This window comes from Sphingomonas sp. STIS6.2, assembly GCF_000732685.2.
Lineage (GTDB): Bacteria > Pseudomonadota > Alphaproteobacteria > Sphingomonadales > Sphingomonadaceae > Sphingomonas > Sphingomonas aerolata.
In genome coordinates, this window is record NZ_JPDP02000073.1 from 1 (window position 1) to 15,436 (window position 15,436).

General features: G+C 66.4%; 19 protein-coding genes and 1 pseudogene. 6 read left to right on the forward strand and 14 right to left on the reverse strand.

Features of this window, described 5'->3' with window-relative positions:
* From sphst_RS11670 to sphst_RS11685, 4 genes are all read left to right on the forward strand, one after another.
* A partial coding sequence (locus sphst_RS11670; protein WP_107045565.1) for a type III polyketide synthase occupies nucleotides 1-885 on the forward strand: 885 nt, incomplete at its 5' end.
* Nucleotides 879-1,577, forward strand: a complete 699-nt coding sequence (locus sphst_RS11675; protein WP_031395523.1) for a methyltransferase domain-containing protein — start codon at nucleotides 879-881, stop codon at nucleotides 1,575-1,577. The genes sphst_RS11670 and sphst_RS11675, both read left to right, overlap by 7 nt.
* Entirely contained in the window at nucleotides 1,574-2,659 is a 1,086-nt protein-coding gene (locus tag sphst_RS11680) for an NAD(P)/FAD-dependent oxidoreductase (protein WP_234387595.1), read from the forward strand. Before sphst_RS11675 ends, sphst_RS11680 begins: the two co-directional genes overlap by 4 nt.
* Nucleotides 2,660-2,778: 119 nt before the next feature.
* Nucleotides 2,779-4,938 carry a transglycosylase domain-containing protein gene (locus tag sphst_RS11685; protein WP_107045567.1) on the forward strand — a complete coding sequence of 720 codons (2,160 nt, stop codon included), beginning with the start codon at nucleotides 2,779-2,781 and terminating at the stop codon, nucleotides 4,936-4,938.
* Here the strand turns inward: sphst_RS11685 and sphst_RS11690 are convergent.
* From sphst_RS11690 to sphst_RS11700, 3 genes and pseudogenes are all read right to left on the reverse strand, one after another.
* Entirely contained in the window at nucleotides 4,914-5,588 is a 675-nt protein-coding gene (locus sphst_RS11690) for a M48 family metallopeptidase (protein WP_107045568.1), read from the reverse strand. The genes sphst_RS11685 and sphst_RS11690 overlap by 25 nt on opposite strands.
* Nucleotides 5,589-5,592: 4 nt before the next feature.
* Nucleotides 5,593-6,025 (reverse strand): annotated as a pseudogene (locus tag sphst_RS11695) (YcgN family cysteine cluster protein).
* Entirely contained in the window at nucleotides 6,022-6,621 is a 600-nt protein-coding gene (locus tag sphst_RS11700) for an SCO family protein (RefSeq protein WP_107045569.1), read from the reverse strand. The pseudogene sphst_RS11695 and the gene sphst_RS11700 overlap by 4 nt, the downstream one beginning before the upstream one ends.
* A gap of 74 nt (nucleotides 6,622-6,695) precedes the next feature.
* Between sphst_RS11700 and sphst_RS11705 the strand changes: the two genes are divergently transcribed.
* Nucleotides 6,696-7,352, forward strand: coding sequence for an ankyrin repeat domain-containing protein (locus sphst_RS11705; protein ID WP_234387596.1), 657 nt, complete (start codon nucleotides 6,696-6,698; stop codon nucleotides 7,350-7,352).
* Between the two features lie 60 nt (nucleotides 7,353-7,412).
* Here sphst_RS11705 and sphst_RS11710 read toward each other — a convergent pair whose 3' ends face one another.
* From sphst_RS11710 to sphst_RS11760, 11 genes are all read right to left on the reverse strand, one after another.
* Entirely contained in the window at nucleotides 7,413-7,910 is a 498-nt protein-coding gene (locus tag sphst_RS11710) for an MmcB family DNA repair protein (RefSeq protein ID WP_031395094.1), read from the reverse strand.
* 117 nt (nucleotides 7,911-8,027) lie between these two features.
* Nucleotides 8,028-8,651, reverse strand: coding sequence for a cell wall hydrolase (locus sphst_RS11715; RefSeq protein WP_234387597.1), 624 nt, complete (start codon nucleotides 8,649-8,651; stop codon nucleotides 8,028-8,030).
* Nucleotides 8,652-8,840: 189 nt separating this feature from the next.
* Complete coding sequence (locus tag sphst_RS11720) at nucleotides 8,841-9,167, reverse strand: DUF1491 family protein (RefSeq protein WP_031395096.1); 327 nt, start codon at nucleotides 9,165-9,167, stop codon at nucleotides 8,841-8,843.
* A gap of 10 nt (nucleotides 9,168-9,177) precedes the next feature.
* Nucleotides 9,178-9,657 (reverse strand): PaaI family thioesterase, encoded by a 480-nt coding sequence (locus sphst_RS11725; protein WP_031395097.1) that lies wholly within the window; start codon nucleotides 9,655-9,657, stop codon nucleotides 9,178-9,180.
* Nucleotides 9,647-10,114, reverse strand: coding sequence for a PTS sugar transporter subunit IIA (locus tag sphst_RS11730; protein WP_031395098.1), 468 nt, complete (start codon nucleotides 10,112-10,114; stop codon nucleotides 9,647-9,649). The genes sphst_RS11725 and sphst_RS11730 overlap by 11 nt, the downstream gene beginning before the upstream one ends.
* Nucleotides 10,115-10,216: 102 nt before the next feature.
* A complete protein-coding gene (gene hpf / locus sphst_RS11735) occupies nucleotides 10,217-10,813 on the reverse strand; it encodes a ribosome hibernation-promoting factor, HPF/YfiA family (RefSeq protein ID WP_031395099.1) in 597 nt (198 codons plus the stop codon).
* A 49-nt stretch (nucleotides 10,814-10,862) separates the two neighbouring features.
* A complete protein-coding gene (gene dnaQ / locus sphst_RS11740; protein WP_031395100.1) occupies nucleotides 10,863-11,555 on the reverse strand; it encodes a DNA polymerase III subunit epsilon in 693 nt (230 codons plus the stop codon).
* Nucleotides 11,556-11,562: 7 nt separating this feature from the next.
* The gene (gene coaE, locus sphst_RS11745; protein ID WP_031395101.1) at nucleotides 11,563-12,150 is read right to left on the reverse strand and encodes a dephospho-CoA kinase; all 588 of its coding nucleotides are present in this window, start codon (nucleotides 12,148-12,150) and stop codon (nucleotides 11,563-11,565) included.
* Complete coding sequence (locus tag sphst_RS11750; RefSeq protein ID WP_031395102.1) at nucleotides 12,147-12,962, reverse strand: shikimate dehydrogenase family protein; 816 nt, start codon at nucleotides 12,960-12,962, stop codon at nucleotides 12,147-12,149. The genes coaE and sphst_RS11750 overlap by 4 nt, the downstream gene beginning before the upstream one ends.
* 119 nt (nucleotides 12,963-13,081) lie before the next feature.
* A complete protein-coding gene (locus tag sphst_RS11755; protein WP_031395103.1) occupies nucleotides 13,082-13,675 on the reverse strand; it encodes a Maf family protein in 594 nt (197 codons plus the stop codon).
* Nucleotides 13,672-14,487, reverse strand: coding sequence for a pyruvate, water dikinase regulatory protein (locus sphst_RS11760; RefSeq protein ID WP_031395104.1), 816 nt, complete (start codon nucleotides 14,485-14,487; stop codon nucleotides 13,672-13,674). Before sphst_RS11760 ends, sphst_RS11755 begins: the two co-directional genes overlap by 4 nt.
* A 349-nt stretch (nucleotides 14,488-14,836) precedes the next feature.
* On the opposite strand from sphst_RS11760, the gene sphst_RS11765 reads away from it, so the two are divergent.
* Nucleotides 14,837-15,436: uroporphyrinogen decarboxylase family protein (locus sphst_RS11765; protein WP_107045571.1), on the forward strand; the 600-nt coding region annotated here is incomplete at its 3' end.

Here is a 15,436-nt window from a genome sequence, read left to right on the forward strand (position 1 = left end):
GTCGATCCCGGCGGCTTTTATGCAATCGATCCGCATCCCGGCACCGCGGAGCGGATGGCCATCTATGCCGACGCGGCACCCGGTCTTGCCCTCGAGGCCATCGCCGCGCTTCAGGAAACGATCGCGCTCGGCACGATAACGCATCTGGTGGTGGCGAGCTGCACCGGGTTCGTCGCGCCCGGCATCGACCAGATCATCGCGCGCAGGCTTGCGCTGCCCGCGACGGTCGAGCGGCTGCTGATCGGGTTCATGGGTTGCTATGCCGCGGTCGTCGCGCTCCGCAGCGCGCGGCATATCGTCCGGTCAGAGCCCGGTGCACACGTGCTGGTCGTCACCGTCGAATTGTCGACGCTGCACCTGCAGGCGGTGTCCGAGATCGAGCCGCTGTTGGCGATGCTCCAGTTCGGCGACGGTGCCGCCGCGGCGCTGGTGACCAGCGATCCGAGCGGATTCGAGCTCGAAGCGCCGTTCGCCACCGCATTGCCCGACAGCGAGGCGCTGATCCGCTGGGACATCACCGACCAGGGCTTTGCGATGCACCTGTCGGGAGAAGTACCGGGGCGGATCGCGCAGGCGCTCGCCGATCCCGCCTTCCGTGCCGCAGCGAGCGGCGGACGCCCCGCCGATACGGTCGACGGATGGGCGGTCCATGCCGGCGGGCGATCGATCCTCGATGCGGTCGAGCATGCCCTGGCGCTCCCGGCGGATGCGCTCGACGCGTCGCGTGCGGTGCTGTCGGCGAACGGCAACATGTCGTCGGCGACGCTGATGTTCGTGCTGCAGCGGTTGCTCGCCGGGCCGGACATCGCGCGCGGCGTCGCGCTGGCGTTCGGCCCGGGTCTCGCAGCCGAGGGTATCGGCTTCCGAAGCGCACCGCGATGCTGACGGCGCGGGCGCAAGCCGAGGAACTGATGGACGCCGACGACCTGTCGCCGGAAACCTATGCCGCGGTGGTCGCCGATCTTGCGAAGGTGAATGTCGTGACGATGGCGGCGCGTCCGACGCTTGCCTTTCTAAAGCGGGTCATCGCGGGCCGGACGCGGCTGAGGCTGCTCGATGTCGGGTTCGGCGATGGCGACATGCTGCGGACGATCGAGCGCTGGGCCCGCCGGCAACGCGTGGACACCGAACTGGTCGGGGTCGACCTCAATCCCCGCAGCGAACAGGCCGCGCGCATGCATACGGACGCGGGATCAACGATCCGCTATGTCACGGGGGATTACGTCGAACTCGCCGGTCAGAGGGGCGCCGAACCCCGCTGGGACGCGATCGTCAGCAGCCTGGTCGCGCACCATATGAGCCATGCCCAACTGATTGCCTTCCTTCGGTTCATGGACACGCATGCGCGGTGCTGGCTGATCAACGATCTGCATCGCCACGGGTTTGCGCATCGCGGATTCCCGATTCTGGCACGGCTCGCGCGCTGGCATCCGATCGTGCGTCACGACGGGACGCTGTCGATCGCGCGGTCGTACCGACCGGATGAATGGCCCGCGATCCTCGACGAGGCGGGGATCCGCGGTGCGCGCGTGTTCCGGGCGTTCCCGTTCCGGCTGTGCGTCGAACGGCTGCGGTGACCGCGACGCGCGCGCTGATCGTCGGCGGCGGGCCGGCAGGGGCGGCGGTCGCGATCGAGCTTGCACGCGGGGGCCTGCCGCATCTGTTGATCGAGCGTAGCCGCGAGACGGGCGACGCCTTGTGCGGCGGGTTCCTGAGCTGGCGGACGCTCGACACGCTGTCGCGGCTGGGGATCGATCCGGATCAGCTCAACCCGGCGCGAACGACGACCGTCCGGATCTTCGCCGGTAGCCGCGTCGCGCATGCCGCGTTGCCAAGGCCTGCACTATCGGTATCGCGACGGCGGCTCGACACCGTTCTGCTCGCCGCCGCGGTGGCGCAGGGCGCAGCGGTCGAACGCGGGGTGACTGTCCGAGCGATCGAAGACGGCCAGGTGCGGACAGCCGATGGCGCGGTGATCGCCGCGCCCGCGCTGTTCCTCGCCAATGGCAAGTCGGATGTCCGCGGGACCGCACGGCCGGCAAGCGCCCGCGGCGCCGATCCGACGCTGGGGATACGCGTCCGCATCGTGCCCCCGCCGGCGATGGCACGGGCGCTGGCGGGGCAGATCGACCTGTATCTCTTCGACCGGGGCTATGCCGGCCTTGCGATGCAGGAGGATGGCAGCGCGAATCTGTGCATGGCAGTACATCGCTCGCGGTTGCAGGAAGCGGGAACGCCGGCGGATCTGCTCGCCGAGCTCGGCCGCGCAATGCCTGTGCTCGGCGAATGGGTCGCCGCGATCGCCCCGGATGCGACGATCGATGCGATCGCCAACGTCCCCTATGGCTGGCGCCAGACGACGGGGCAGGCGGGGCAGTACCGGCTGGGCGATCAGGCGGGGGTGATCCCGTCGCTGGCTGGCGAGGGCATGGGCATCGCGCTCGCCAGCGGGCTCGCCGCCGCGCGCGCCTATCGCACCGACGGGGCAGGGGGGGCAGCGGCATGGCAGCAGCAGCTGGCGCGGACGCTCGCGCGGCCGATCGGGGTAGCGGGCGCGGTGCGCCGGGTGGCCGAAAGCCGCGGTGCAGCCCGGCTTATCCCCTTTGCGCATCCCGTACTGATCCGAATGCTCGCGCAAGCGACGCGGATCGGCGCGTGACGCGCCGTCGCGCGGCGATGAATACTGTCGACGAAACGCCGGGCGGAGTGCGCGTGCCGCGGGCGCACACGCGAACCGCTTGTCGGCGCCGCGGTTAAGGCGTATTTCGTCGACCCTTCATGGCTCGCGCGCGTCCCGCTTCCCGCCCCTCTCGGCCTCGCTCCTCATGGCGCCGCCGGTTTGTCCTCCTCCTGAAGGTTCTCGCCGGTATTGCCATCCTCGCGCTCGGCGCGCTGGTGATCGCGATCTACATCGCCCGCGCGCAGCTGCCGAGCTTCGAAAGCCTCAAATCCTCACCCAACGGCCAGATGATCCGGGTACATGCCGCCGATGGCAGCGTGATCGTGTCGATGGGGCCGAGTTTCGGCGAATGGCTTTCCTATGGCCAGATCCCCGCGGTGATGCGCGACGCGACCGTCGCGGTCGAGGATCGTCGGTTCCGATCGCATCTCGGCGTCGATCCGGTCGGGATCGCACGCTCGGTCAAGGTACGGTTCGATCGCGGGCGCTGGACGCAGGGCGGGTCGACGATCACGCAGCAGTTGGCGCGCAACGTCTTCCTCAACAACCAGAAGAAGTTTGGGCGCAAGTTCCGCGAATGGATCCTGGCGTTCGCGCTCGAGCGCAAGTTCAGCAAGGACCAAATCCTCGAACTCTACCTCAACAAGGTCTATTATGGCGGCGGCGCCTACGGGATCGACGCCGCGTCGCGTAAATTCTTCGGCCACGGGGCGGACCGCCTGTCGCTGGCCGAAGCGGCGGTGATCGCCGGGCTCGTCAAGGCACCGTCCAATTATTCGCCGACTGCCGATGCCGAGGCCGCGATGGGCCGCGCGGGCGTCGTGCTGAAGACGATGGCGGAAACCGGCGTCATCAGCGCGAGCGAGGCCGCCGATGCCGATGTGCAGGGGCTCAAACTGGCGCCCGAGCCGAAGCAGAACAGCGTCCGCTACTTCACCGACTGGGCCCTGCCGCAGCTCGACACGCTGATCGACGAAACCGAGGCCCCGCTCGAGGTCTGGACGACGCTCGACCTGTCGATGCAGCGCGATGCCGATGCCGCGATCCGGGCGAATGCCCCCGCGGGTGCGCAAGGCGCGCTGGTGTCGCTCGACCGCGATGGCGCGGTCAAGGCGATGGTCGGCGGCAAGGACTATGTCTCGTCGATCTACAACCGCGCGACGCAGGCGGTCCGCCAGCCGGGTTCGGCGTTCAAGCTGTTCGTGTATCTCGCCGCGCTCGAGGCCGGGCACAAGCCGGAGGATTCGATCGTCGACGAACCCGTGACGATCGACGGATGGAGCCCGCGCAACGATTCGCGGCGCAATTCCGGTGCGGTCAGCCTGCGCACCGCCTTTGCCTATTCGCTGAACACCGTCGCAGCGAAACTGGGGCAGGAGGTCGGCTTCACGACGGTCGCGGACATGGCGCGGCGGTTCGGGATCACGACGACGGTCAACACGCATCCCTCGATGGTGCTGGGCACGTCGGAGGTCCGCGTGATCGACATGACGCGCGCCTTTGCCAGCGTCGCGAGCAAGGGCGTCGCGGTGACCCCCTATGGCATCACTCGCGTGACCGCGAACGGCCAGACGATCTACACGCATGAGGTCGATCGCAGCCACGTCCTCGTCGCCCCCTATGTCGCCGCCGAGATGACCGACCTGTTGCAGACCGCGGTCAACACCGGCACCGGGCGCGCCGCGCAGATCGGGCGGCCCGTGGCGGGGAAGACGGGCACGACGAGTTCGTCGAAGGACGGCTGGTTCCTCGGCTTCTCGAGCGGCATCACCACCGGCGTTTGGATGGGCCGCGACGACGCCAAGCCGATCTCCGGACTGCACGGCGGTACGGCACCGGCGCGCGCCTGGGCGGCGTTCATGAAGCCCGCCACGGCCAATCGCCCGATCGAGCAGTTCGAGACGCAGGTGACCCTGCCCGAATGGCAGCTCGAACCCGATGAGGAGAGCTATTTCGGCCAGCCGGACAACGGCCAGATGATGGTCGACGAGAATGGCAATCCGATCGAGCCTGGCGGCGTTCCGGACATGCCGAGCGATGCCCCGGCGGGTGAGCCGATACCGCGCCCCGATGCGGACCCGTCCGACCAGGCCCCGCAGGTGCCGCAGCAGCAGTTGAACCAGGACTGGATCGACAGGGTAACGGGCCGGGACGCACCACGCCGCGATCCCGCCGCGCCGCAGCCGCGCGCGCCCCAGCGGGACTGGTCACGCGAGAGTTCGCGCGATCGCTTTCAGGACGATCGACCGACCCAGTGAAGCGCCGCGCCATGCGTGCGTAGCCAGACGCGCGCCGGGGTCGGATCCTCACCATAGAGATCGGCGACGAGCGCGTGGAAGGCGGGCGCGTGGTTCATGTGGACGCGGTGGGCGACCTCATGCGCCACGGTTGCCCGCCGTACGAAGCCGGGGGCGAGGATCAGCCGCCAGCTGTAGCGGATCACCCCGCTCGACGCGCAGCTGCCCCAGCGGCCCCTGGCATCGCCGATCGCGACCTGCGTGACGCTCACCCCCGCCTTGGCGGCATATTCGGCGGTTTCCAGGTCCAGCAGGCCCAGCGCGGTACGCTTGAGCCATGCCTCGACGCGGCGGGGAATCGTCTCGACGGGACCGGACAGCGACAGGACCGCGCCGTCTCGGACCACCGTGCGGCGGCTGCCCGGGCTCCACGCGATCGTCACCGGCTCATCGGCGACCATTACGACCGCACCGGGAACGAAAGGCTGCGGCTGCGGCAGACGCGCGCGCTGTTCGGCGATCCAGTCCGCCTTCTCCTCCGCCCAGGCCAGCGCCTGCTTCAAGGCCGCCCGCTTGGGCAGGACGAGCCGGGCGCGACCGCTGGCGGGATCGATCGACAACCGTGCCCGGCGCGCGCGCGGATGCCGGATGATCTCGAGGCCGTCGATCACCGGGTCAGAGTTCGCGGTCGATCACGTGATATTCGAGTTCCGGCCTCGTCCTCGCTGATCGTCCAGCCGCGGACCGACTGTTTGGCGCGGTGCACCGCCTCGCGGTCGCCGCAGACGAGATAATGCCACTCGGGAAGCTGCTCGCCCGCCGCGCGCAGGCGATAGGCGCAGGTCGAGGGCAGCCAGTCGATGTCGCGGACGTTCGACGTCGTGAGGCGCACGCATTCGGCGACATAGGCGTGGCGGTGGCGATAGTCCGAACACTGCCCGCTGCGCCGGTCGAGCAGCCGGCACGACACGTTGGTCGCGACGAGTTCGCCGGTATCCTCGTCCTCGAGCTTGTGAATGCAGCATTTGCCGCAACCGTCGCACAGGGCTTCCCACTGGCCGCGGTCGAGCTTCTCGATCGGCGTGTCTTCCCAGAATCTGGCGCTCATCGGGCCCAGCGCTTGATGTCGTCGGCCAAGGCCTGTGGTCCCTTATCCTGTGGCAGCAGCGCGAGAGGCTTGCCGTCCGGATCCATCAGATAGGCCTGACGTGAGTGATTTACGAGGTAACCGCCACCGGGCGCGGCATCCCCCTTGGCCGAGAAGATCGCGAATTCCTTCTTCACCGTCTCGATCGCCGCGGGACTGCCAGTGAGTCCGACGATGCGCGGATGAAAGGCGGTGACGAACTGCTTGACGACCGCAGGGGTGTCACGCGTCGGATCGACGGTCACGAAGATCGGCACGATCCGCGCCGCGAGCGCCGGGTCGCTGGCCTCCAGCAGTTTCACCGCGCCGCCGATCGTCTGCATGTCGGTCGGACAGACGTCGGGACAGAAGGTGTAGCCGAAATACATGATCCGGTATTTGCCCGCGAACCGCCGGTCGCTGACCTGTTGGCCGTCCTGATCGACGAGCGTGAACGGCCCGCCGATCCGCGCGCCGGCAAGCGGCGGAGTCGCGGGCGCCGCGCTCGTATCGGGCGCAGAGGGGCTGCACGCCGCGAGCGCGAGGGCAGCGAGAAGGGCGGGGCGTCGATTGGTCATGATACAGCCAGCCTTGATCTGTTAGCCCGTGCGGCGCAAGCGTCGCACATCACCCGCGTCCCGAGGATCTATCGATGTCGTATATCCGCCAGTGCCCCACCCTGACGACGGGCGCCAAGACCATGGGCGCCCTGTTGATGGGGGCCGTGATCGCGCTTCCCGTCGCCACTGTGGTCGCCCCGCGTGCCGCGCATGCGCAGAACCAGTCGGAAGGCTATAAATTCCTGAACGCGGTGCGCGAGTCGAAGAACAACGAGGTCCTCGAAATGCTCGGGCGTCCGGGCAGCAGCATCGTCAATGCGCGCGACGTCTCGACCGGCGAGGGTGCGCTGCACATCGTCATCAAACGTGCCGACGAGACCTATCTGCGGTTCCTGCTGCAGAAAGGCGCCGACGCCAATCTGCGCGACGGCAAGGGCAACACGCCGCTACTGCTCGCGGTCACGCTTGGCCAGACAGACATGATCCCGATCCTGACCGCAGCCGGCGCCAATCCGAATCTTGCCAATTCGGCAGGGGAAACGCCGTTGATCCGCGCCGTTCAGCGCCGCGACATCGCCATGATCCGCGTGCTGCTCACCGAAAATGCCGATCCCGATCAGGCGGATATCATCGCCGGCATGTCGGCCCGCGATTATGCCAAGCAGGATGGTCGCAACGTCGTGGTGACGAAGCTGCTGGCCGATGCGCCGAAGAAGACCCGCAAGGCAGTCGCGGGGCCGAAATTCTGACGATCACATCGCCGGGCGGCTGATCCTGCCACGTATCGGTAGGATCAGCCGCCAGCCGGATCAGAAGGCGAGACCGGCGGCGTCGGGATCGACCTGTGCAATCAGGCGGCGTGCGGCGCGTCTTGCAAAGGCCAAAGTGCACCGTTTGCGGACATGTGCGGGCAGGGGGGTCGTATGCGCCTCACGGACGATCGCGGCGTCATAGCGATCGGCGACGATGATCCCGGTACGTTCGGGCAGAAACGCCGCCCCCTGCAGCGGCCGCATGTCGAACCCGGCCGGCACCGCCCAGAAATAGCGATCGCAATGCCCGAGATATTCGGGCCATTTGCCATCCCCGACCAGATCCGCGCGCGACACCTTGATCTCGACGACGACGATCTGCCCGCGGGCATCGATCGCCATCAGATCGGCGCGACGCCCCCCGTCGAGGGGAACTTCCGCCATCGCGGTCAGGTCGTGGCGCAACAACATCCGGATCACGCCGCGTGCCACGTCGGCGGCACATAAGGGCGATCCGGGTTCGTCGATGCAGGAGTCCGGGGGGCTGTCGAGCATGCGCCAGAAATAGAACAATCCGCGAACGACGCAAGCGCGTTCACGGATTGTTTATAGCGTTGGCGATGCAGGTAGGATTCTGATCACGATCCGAACCCTGTCCGGATCGACTGTCGATCAGCGATAGAAGACGTGGTTGCCGATCGAAGCGACCTTGATCACGCGGCCCGCGGGGCGGCGATCGGCGGTATTGAAATACAGTGCCTTCTCGGCCGGGCTGTTCCACGCATCAGCCAGTGCGACCTTCGCGACGGCGATGGCGGTGCGGTACGACGTGCCCTTGTTGATCGCGGGGATCTGGCCGCCGCGAACAAAGCTGAACTGGCCGCGCTGCTTAACGACGTCGCAGACGTCGGCGGGAAAACGACCCGACTTGGCGCGGTTGATGATGACTTCGGCAACGGCGAGCTGACCGGTGAGCGGCTCGCCCTTGGATTCAAAATAGATGGCGCCGGCAAGGCACTGGAGCGCTTCGTCGGCGGCGGCGCTATCCTGCGCGGCAACGGCCTGGGCGAGCGTTTCGAATTCTTCGTCTTCGATCTCGGCCGACGTCTGGACGGCGGTCTGTGCAGCGGGCTCGACGGCGGTGACGGGCGTCACGGCGGGAACGGTCTGCGGAACATTCTGAGAGGAGAGGGCGTTTAGATTTGCGAGTGCGGTGAGGCTGGCGGTCGAGCGATCGACGCCGGTCGCTTGGCTGGGCGCGCTGTTGCCGAACAGGCCGGCGAGAGAGAAGGTCATGACCGCAATCGTTGCGGCCCGCTGCAAAATCGTCATTCAAACTTATTCAGATGCGGTTGGACCACGGAACCAATCGTACGAGCCGATCGTCCAGGCATCCCCCCGACTGCGTAACTGATCCGGATCGCACCCGTCCCAGCACAACGCCAATCAATGTTGAATATCCCCTCTATCGGGGGGACTTTGGAGTCAATCGGCCAGGATCGTTTCAGCGGCGAACCGTTCCGCCGCTGCGACATCCACCTCGATCACCCAGAGATCTGGATCGCTCGACCGCCGTCGACGCCAATAGCCGTCGAGGTCTTCGGGCGGAGTCGAGTCGATCAGTGCCGTTCGCCCATCGGCGCCGATCCCGCGCTCAAGCAGGCGGGGCAGGGCACCGCGGTCGATGGCGATCACGAGGATCGCGCCGCCCTGCGCGTCCCCTTTGGCGAGCACCGCGCCGAAACCGCCGGCGTCGTTGACCCGTCGGAGCAGCGCACTGACGAGGACGCCGCTGGGGAGACGGCCGCTCATCGCAGGACGATCACGGCAGCGGGCGCGGCGAGACGCGGTATCCGGGAAGCCCGGCCAGGGCGATCCGCGAGCGCATGAACGTACCCGTACCCCGCGCCGCCTCCTCCCCCTCGGCGTCGATCAGCCGGGCATCGGCGACGAACACGCGGCGCTTCCCGCTGATCCAGCGGCCTTCGGCGATGACCGGCCCCGCCTTTAACGGGCGGGTCAGCAACAGGTTGAACGCGGTCGTCAGGAGAAAGCGATCGGTGACGAGGCTGTTGGCGGCATAGAAGGCGGCATCGTCGAGCATCTTGAAATAGCTCGTCCCGTGCGCGGCACCGCCGGCATGATAATGACGTTCGTCGATCGTGAACCGGATCCGCGCAACACCGGCCTCCGGAATCTCGAGCGTGGATTCGAAGAAGCGGTTGATCGGCGCACAGGCGTAGAGCGATTCCAGCGCGCGAAAATGCGCCTCGGCGCCGGCGGATGCCAGTTCAGGCGGCATCGCGAACCGCATCGGCGGTGAACAGCGCATAGAGCGCATCGGTCGAGCCTGCACCGCGCAGCTTGTCGAGGAACAGCTTGTCGCGCAGCCGACGCGATATCCGGGCAAGCGCCTTCAGATGAACCGCGCCCGCATCGGTCGGCGACAGCAACATGAAGACGAGATCGACAGGCAGATCGTCGACGGCCTGAAAATCGATCGGCTGCGCCAGTCGCGCGAACACCGCCGTGACCTGTGTCAGTCCGTCGAGTTTGGCATGGGGAATCGCGACACCACCGCCAAATCCCGTCGAACCCAGCTTTTCGCGGGCAATCAGACGGTCTGCGATAGTTTTTGCGTCGCCTTCGACAATCTCGGCAGCAAGCGTGGCGACATGGTGAAGCACGGCCTTTTTGTTTGCCGCGACCATGCCGGTCAGGACCGCGTCCGGACGCAGCATATCACTGAAGTCATTCATGCTGTTCATGTCTCAAAAGCGCCCCCGCACGCCCCGCCTTAACGGTTTGCACGGGGGCGTAAAGCGCAGCGTCACAACAGCTGTTGCGGCTTGCGCGCTCTATTAGGGTGCGGCGGATGCGGAGCGTTGCGGTTCGACCCAACCGATCGTGCCGTCACCGCGGCGATAGACCATGTTATGCGCGCCAGTACCCGCATTCATGAACAATAATGCGGCTGTATTGCGAAGATCCAGCATCATCACCGCGTCGGATACGCTGGCCTCGGGGATGTCGACGCGCGTCTCGGCAATGATCAGGGGCGCATCGGGGGCATCGTCCTCGGTGACCTGCTCCTGAAACAGCGTATAGCTTGCATTGTCATAGCCGTTGCTTTCCGCGATCGCCACGGCTTCACCCGCATGGCGATCCTTCAGGCGGCGCATATAGCGGCGGAGCTGGGTTTCGATCTTGGCCGCGGCGCTGTCGAACGCGGCACGGGCGTCATAGGCATCGGCGTGGCCCTTGAGCACCAGCCCCTTCATGACATGTGCGACGATATCGCATTTGAAGCCGGCATCATGCGGCCCCTTACCAAACGTAACCTCGGCGGAAATGGCGCGCGAGAAATACTTGTCGGCGATACCCTGGAGTCGGTCTTCCACATGGCTGTTGAGCGCATCGCCAGTGGCGACCTGATGACCAGAAATCCGGATATCCATTATCGTCTCCTTCTCATCGGACGGTCCTATTGGCTCCGTCCGCCCGGCGTCATCCGGACGCCACGGCCCCCCAAATCGGATCCTTGATCCCCTTCATAAACGCGGCATGGGCCGCAAGGTCTCCCTCGCTGACCGTGAAAACGCGCGGTTGCCGAACGACACGAGGCGCCGGTGCGACGACCGGAGTCGCAGCGGTGACGGTTCGCTCGCTGAGCAGGCCGAGACCGATCTGGCGACCACCCAACAGCTCGACATAGACCTGCGCCAGAAGCTGCGCGTCGAGCAGCGCGCCGTGGAGAACGCGGTGACTCCTATCGATCCCGAACCGCGAACACAGCGCATCAAGCGAATGCTTCGCGCCCGGATGACGGCTGCGGGCGATCTGCAGCGTATCGATCATCCGGTTCAGGTGAATGATCGGCCGACCGCATTTGACGAGTTCGCCGTTGAGAAACGAGAAATCGAAGCTCGCATTATGCGCGATCATCGGCGCATCGCCGACGAAATCGAGCAGGTCCGCTACGCCGTCGCCGAACCGCGGCTTGTCGGCGAGAAACGCCTGGCTCAGTCCGTGGACGTTGAACGCCTCGACCGGCATGTCCCGTTCGGGATGGTAATAAGCGTGGAAGGTGCGCCCGGTCTCGACCCGGTTGACCATCTCGACACAGCCGATCTCGACCATGCGATCGCCACCGGAAAAGCTGAGGCCGGTGGTTTCGGTATCGAAGACGATCTCACGCATCCGGCTGTTATCGGCGCTCACGTCCCGTCACGCAAGCGATCACCGCACGAACCTGCGCGCGAGTTTCGTCGAAACTCGTGTCGGTGCGAATGACATGATCGGCACGCGCGCGTTTCTCGGAATCGGGTGTCTGGCGGGCGAGGATCGCGGCAAATCGCTCGGCGGTCATGCCGGGGCGGGCGAGAACGCGGGCCCGCTGGACATCGGCGGCGGCGGTCACGACGACGATGCAGTCGACGCGCGCGTCACCGCCGGTTTCGAACAACAGCGGCACGTCGAACACGACCAGTGCGCCGGCATGAGAATCGAGAAACGCCTGACGCTCCTCACCGACCGCGGGATGCACGATCGCCTCGAGACGGCGGATCGCGGCGTCGTCGCCGAACACCGCCGCGCCCAATCTTGCGCGGTCGACGGCACCGTCATGGACAGTGCCGGGAAACGCGGCGCCGATCGGGTCGACGAGTCGGCCGCCGATACTCTGCAGCTTGTGGACCGTCGCATCGGCGTCGAAGACGGGGACGCCTTCCTCCGCGAACATCGCGGCGACCGCGGATTTGCCCATGCCGATCGATCCGGTAAGCCCGACGATCATGCGGTGAGCAGCGCGCGCAAGGCCTCGTCGCGGTCCCGCGGAGGTTCCACGTGGAACAAAATCTCGAACGCGACCGCCGCCTGGCCGATGAGCATTTCGAGCCCGTCGACGGTTTCGAGATCGCGCGCGCGGGCGGCCTTGAGCAGTCCGGTCTCGAGCGGCGAATAGACGATGTCATAGACGAGCGAGTCGGGATCGAGCGCGCCGAGATCGAGGTCGAGGGGCGGCTGACCGGCCATGCCGAGGATGCTCGCATTGACCAGCAGCCGCGACGGCGGGACCGCCGGACCGATCGGCAACGCCTGTCCCTTGAGCCCGAATGTCGACAGCAACGCCGCCGCCTTGAGGGGATTGCGGTTGAGGATCGTCACCGGACCGACGCCCATACGCGACAGCGCAAACAGGATCGCGCGCGCTGCGCCGCCCGCACCGATCACGGTGACGGGCTGGCCGGCGATATCGAGATCATCGATCGGCGCCCAGAACCCCGCAGCATCGGTATTCGTACCGATGCAGTCGCCGGTGGAGTTGCGGAAGACGGTATTGATCGCGCCGATCGAACCCCGGACGTCGCCGGGATCCGAGACATGATCGAGCGCCGCCAGCTTGTGCGGCATGGTGATATTGCAGCCCCGCCAGGCGGGATCGCTCTTTCGCGCGGCAAAATAGGCTGGAAGCTCTGCCACGGTGACGTGCTTGTGCCGGTACTCGGCGTCGATCCCGAGCGCGTCGAGCCAGAAGCCGTGGATCAGTGGCGATTTCGATTGGGCGATCGGATCGCCGATCACTTCGGCATAGGGGCGAGGGGTCATTCAGAGCTCCATAAGATCCCGGGCTGGCTCGCGTTCGACGCCGCCACCGCATCGATGGCGTGTAATCGATACCACCGGGATTGCCAGACGAACGCCGATCGCCGTCAGAGGCACACGCGCTAGGCGGGCAGTGCACCGCGGGTCCGGAGGAAATCGAGCACGTTGAGCAGCGGCATGCCGAGCACGGTGAACTGGCTGCCGTCGATCTTCGTGAAGAGCTGCGCGCCTAGACCCTCGATCCGGTAACAGCCGACGCACCCCGCGATCGCCGGCCACTCGGCTTCGAGATAGGTTTCGATAAACGCGTCGGACAGCGGCCGGACATGCATCCGCGCGCGCTCGACATGGCGCCACACCGGTCGGCCATTCTCCGCGATGACCGCCGCGCTCCACAGGTCATGATGCGTGCCCGACATCCGTCGCAGGTGCGCGGCCGCGTCATCGCGATCGACCGGTTTGTCGAGGATCGTGCCGTCCTCCAGCGCGACGAGCGAGTCGCTGCCAAGGACGAGATGTCCCGGCATCCGCGTCGAGACCTTCGTCGCCTTGAGTTCGGCAAGCGCGTCGGCAAGATCGCGCGGTGACAGCGCGACCAGGGCCGCCTTGGCCGCATCCTCGTCGACACCTGCAAAGGTCGCATCGAACGCGACGCCCGCCGCGGTGAGCATGGTACGACGCGACGCGCTCTGCGAGGCGAGGATCAGCAGGCTCATGCCTCGGGCCGGCGCTGGTTGCACAGCGCGATGATCGCCGCCGCGGTTTCCTCGATCGACCGCCGTGTCACGTCGATCACTGGCCAGCCATTGTCCGCAAACATCCGCCGCGCAAAGGCGAGTTCGCGCATCACGGCCTCTTCCTCGACATAGGAGGTGTCCGGTGCCTGATGCAGTGACAGCAGACGGTTGCGGCGCACCTGGATCAGCCGGTCAGCGCTCGTCGTCAGCCCGACGATCAGCGGCTTCCGCAAGGTGTAGAGGATCTTCGGCGGCGGGCTTTCGACGACGATCGGGATATTGGCAGTCTTGTAGCCGCGATTGGCGAGGTAGATCGAGGTGGGCGTTTTCGACGAGCGCGAGACGCCGGCGAGGACGATGTCGGCCTCCTCCCATTCTTCCCACGCGATCCCGTCGTCATGCGCGATCGTCCACTGGATCGCGTCGACGCGCGCGAAATAGGCGGCGTCGAGGACGTGCTGGCGACCCGGCCGCGCCTTGGCCTGCTGACCCAGCAGTCCCGACAGCGCATCGTTGACCGGATCGAGCGGCGCGACCGCGGGGAGACCAAGCGCAAGGCAGCGTTGTTCGAGGATCCGCCGCGTCGCGGGGTTCACCAGGGTGAAGATCACGAGCCCGGGATTCTGTGCGACCTCCTGAAGGATGCGCTCGAGATGCGCCTCGGTACGGACCATCGGCCAGAAATGGCGGACGGTCTCGACATCGTCATATTGCGCGAGCGCCGCCTTGGCGATGTTCTCCAGCGTCTCGCCCGTCGAGTCCGACAGCAGGTGAAGATGGAGCCGTATCATAGGTCGCGTAGCCCTGCCGCGGGGGGGCATCGGGATGAATCTGTGGATAACATGCGGATAAGGGCTAGCGTAACTCATGCCTCCCGCCAAGCGGGCCGGTTGCTGTGGATAAGTCACCTTTTGTCCACAGGGCCGCGCACAGGCCGAAAAGTTATCCACAGGCTGTGGGTTGCGGGAACGGTTGAATCGAATCAGCGCGTTTGTACGGGTGTGCAGAGGTCAAGCTGTTGGCATTTCCGGGATCACCGCATAAGTCCCGTGATCAACCGCCCAACCACTGCAACAACCTCTTTCTTGAATCTTCTTATAGTAGAAGAAGGGTGCTCCGCTGACCGATCCGACCCCCAATGTGCCGACCTTCAAGCCGCTTCTGGCGACGTTGCACGGCGACCGTCAGGCGACCCCGCCGCTGTGGCTGATGCGCCAGGCCGGGCGCTATCTTCCCGAATATCGCGCGCTCAGAGCGGAAAAGGGCGGGTTCCTCGCGCTCGCGACCGATCCCGAGGCCGCCGCCGAGGTGACGCTGCAGCCGATCCGCCGGTTCGGCTTCGACGGCTCGATCCTGTTCTCGGACATCCTGATGATTCCCTGGGCGCTGGGGCAGGATCTGAGCTTCGGGGTGGGCGAGGGGCCGCGGCTCGAACCCGCGCTGGTCGATCATGCGCTCGATCGCCTGCAGTCGGTGCCGGAGCGGCTGGAGCCGGTCTACGAGACCGTCGCACGGGTCGCCGAGGCCTTGCCGCCCGAGACGACGTTCCTGGGCTTTGCGGGGTCTCCCTGGACGGTTGCGACCTATATGGTGGCGGGCAAGGGCAGCAAGGATCAGGGCGAGACCCGGCGTTTCGCCTATCGCGATCCGGCAGCCTTCGGAGCGATCATCGATGCGATCGCCGACAACACCGTCGAGTATCTCGTCCGCCAGATCGAGGCGGGGGTCGATGCGGTCCAG